2 protein-coding genes and 2 pseudogenes are annotated in these 3,150 nt (G+C 65.0%); 3 read left to right on the top strand and 1 reads right to left on the bottom strand.

Translation table 11 applies throughout. The annotated features are described in order from the left end of the window. The 3 genes and pseudogenes from A2I95_RS28790 to nadC form a co-directional block, all read left to right on the top strand. A pseudogene (locus A2I95_RS28790) lies at positions 1 to 117 on the top strand (quinolinate synthase NadA); the annotation flags it as partial. A gap of 3 nt (positions 118 to 120) precedes the next feature. Next, a complete protein-coding gene (locus A2I95_RS28785) occupies positions 121 to 1,677 on the top strand; it encodes an L-aspartate oxidase (RefSeq protein ID WP_027257515.1) in 1,557 nt (518 codons plus the stop codon). Then, positions 1,674 to 2,528 carry a carboxylating nicotinate-nucleotide diphosphorylase gene (gene nadC, locus A2I95_RS28780; RefSeq protein ID WP_027257514.1) on the top strand — a complete coding sequence of 285 codons (855 nt, stop codon included), beginning with the start codon at positions 1,674 to 1,676 and terminating at the stop codon, positions 2,526 to 2,528. The genes A2I95_RS28785 and nadC overlap by 4 nt, the downstream gene beginning before the upstream one ends. Before the next feature lie 33 nt (positions 2,529 to 2,561). Here nadC and A2I95_RS28775 read toward each other — a convergent pair. Continuing rightward, positions 2,562 to 3,150: pseudogene (locus tag A2I95_RS28775) on the bottom strand (hypothetical protein); the annotation flags it as partial.

Here is a 3,150-nt window from a genome sequence, read left to right as displayed (position 1 = left end):
ATCCTGTGGTCTCTGCACACCATGTCCGAGCCGGTCGTGGTCGATGAAGCTGTGGCCGAAAAGGCCCGTGTCGCGGTGCAGCGGATGATTGACCTCAGCCAGAAACTTGGCGTCTGATCTGTGATCGAAACCGGCCGCATTGTTATTGCCGGCGCAGGACTCGGCGCGCTCTACGCTGCGCTTGAGCTGGCACCGCGGCCGGTTCTGGTGATCTCACCCGAGCCTCTGGGCGAGGGCGCAAGCTCGGCTTGGGCGCAGGGCGGTGTTGCTGCCGCCATGGCAACCCACGACACGCCGGAGGCCCACGCTGTTGACACCGTGCAGGCGGGTGCCGGCACGGTCGACCCTGATGTTGCTGCGATGGTCACACAGGTGGCCCGCGCGCATATCATCGACCTTACCGAGCTTGGCGCGCCTTTCGACCGCGACGCCGACGGCAACTATGTGATGAGCCGCGAGGCCGCACATTCCGCTGCCCGCGTGGTGCGGGTGAAGGGCGATCAGGCCGGCGGTCAGATCATGCAGACCCTGATCGCCGCCGTGCGCGCAGCACCTTCGGTGCAGGTCTTGGAAAACACTCAAGCGGTGCGGTTGGAAACCGAAGGCTGCACCGTCACCGGCATCTGGATCACCCGCGCCGATGTCCCCTCAGCACCGGTGTTGATCAAGGCGCCGGGTGTGCTGCTGGCCGGCGGCGGCTCTGGCGGGCTCTATGCCCATACCACCAACCCGCCGCGCATCCGCGGCCAGGTGATCGGCTTTGCTGCCCGCGCCGGTGCCCGCATTGCCGACCCCGAGTTCGTGCAATTCCACCCCACCGCATTCGACATCGGCGAAGATCCGGCGCCACTGGCCACCGAGGCCCTCCGTGGCGAGGGCGCGGTGCTGATCAACGCCGCTGGCGACCGCTTCATGGTGGAGGAACACCCGGACGCCGAACTGGCCCCCCGCGACATTGTCGCCCGTGCAATCTTTGCCGAAACACAAGGCGACCGCCGTCCAATGCTCGACACACGTGAAGCACTGGGCTCCGAGGTACTGACCCGCTACCCCACCGTAGCCGAAACCTGCGCCCGTGCCGGCATCGACCCGGTGCAGGACCCCATCCCGGTTGCCGTCGCCGCCCATTACCACATGGGCGGGGTCGAGGCCGACATGCAGGGCCGCACCAGCCTGAAAAACCTCTGGGTCTGTGGAGAAGCCTCCTCCACCGGGTTGCACGGCGCCAACCGCCTCGCCTCAAACGGCCTCTTGGAAGCGTTGGTCTACGCCCGCAACGCCGCCCAGGACATTGCGTCTCTGGATGCTCTTGCAGACGCAAGGGCAATCCACCCCAGCTTCCCTGCAGGCGGGCAGAACCTGGATGCGGCCGCTGTCAAAAACCTGCGGGAGACAATGACCGCTTACGCCGGCGTCCGCCGCACTGCCGCCGGCCTGAAACAGGCGCTCACCGCCATTGCCCAGCTGGAAGCTGAACAAGCGGCGGACGAAAACTTTGTCAACATGTGCGCCACCGCCACCCTGATTGCCGCCGCCGCTCTGCAGCGCGAGGAAAGCCGCGGCGGCCATCTCCGTGACGACTTCCCCGAGACCGACCCTGCCCAGGCGCATCGCACGCGCATCTCCCTGAACGAGGCCCTGGCCATCCGCGCCAAGGTTCAAAAGGAACTGACATGAGCACCCAATTCGCCACCCTGCCCGACCTGATCCTGGAACCGATGGTGCGTGCCGCCCTAATGGAGGATCTCGGCCAGAACGGCGACATCACTACCCGCGCGGTGATCCCGGCCTCCGCAACCTACTCCGCCCGGCTGAACGCGCGGGAGGACGGCGTGGTCTCCGGCATGCAGATCGCCCGCATTGCCTTTCACCTGGTGGATGCCGGGCTGAAGGTCGAAACCCTCCTGTCCGATGGCTCGGATTGCAAAAAGGGTGACACCCTGATGACCATCGAAGGCTCCGCCGCCTCGATCCTGTCGGGTGAGCGCGTGGCGCTGAACTTTGCCGGCCGCCTGACCGGCATTGCCACCCTCACCGCCGCCTTTGCAGCGGAGACCAAGGACACCGCCACCCGCATCACCTGCACCCGCAAGACCACACCGGGCCTGCGCATTGCCGAAAAACAGGCGGTGCTGCATGGCGGCGGCTACAACCACCGGTTTGGCCTGTCGGACGCCATCCTGATCAAAGACAACCACATCGCCGCCGCTGGCGGGGTTCGCGCAGTTCTGGAGGCCGCCAAATCCAGTGTCAGCCACATGATGAAAGTGGAAATCGAGGTCGACACCCTGGACCAGCTGAACGAGGTGATCGCCACCGGCGGTGCCGATGTTGTGCTTTTGGACAACATGGACACCCCCACTCTGGTCAAGGCCGTGGAGATGGCCAAGAGCAATGTGGTGACCGAAGCCTCCGGCAACATGCGTCTGGACCGCATTGCCGAGGTGGCCGCAACCGGCGTGGATTACATCTCTTCCGGCGCGCTCACCCATTCGGCGCGCACCCTGGATCTGGGCCTCGATTTCTAAGTCAGCTGCGTATTTCCGGGCTGCTGCCCGGCGTTATTCGTCAGACTGGCGTTTTTTCCGGGCGGCTTCCAGCTTGCCTTCCCTAAGTGCCTTGGGCGACAGCATCAGCACCGACCCGCCGGGTATGTGGCGCACTTCAAAGCCCCGGCCCTCCAGCAAGCCGCCACGCAGCTCCTCCGGCAGACCGGCACAGGCTTCAGGACGGCTTTCGCACATCACGACGTCCCGCCCCGTCAGGTAATTCAGCCGGAACTCGACCGACTGATCCTTTTGCAGGTCTGATGTGTTGGCCGCTTCCAGGGACAGATAGGTGCCGGTGACATAAACCGTTCCTTCCCCGCCAGTCAGCTCTGCCGCCATGTCCTGGCTCAGGCGGTTCCATTCCGTAGAGAAGAAGTGGGTCATCCCGGCAAAGATCACATACAGGGCCGTGATGCCAAACAGCAGGTTGCGGCTCAGCCGGGCCCGCCCGCCGTCACGCAGCTGAAGGGCGAACAATCCGACAAAGATTGCACCAAATGCCCACAGGAAGCCGCCGGACCGCACCGGCATGTCGATGCCGCTGCGAATGACCTGCAGGCAGATCAGCGCCAGCCCCAGCCCGGCCCCGGACAGCATGTAC

Source organism: Leisingera sp. F5 (assembly GCF_001593695.1).
Note: the sequence above shows the minus strand (reverse complement) of the source record. Positions and strands in the feature narration are given on the sequence as shown.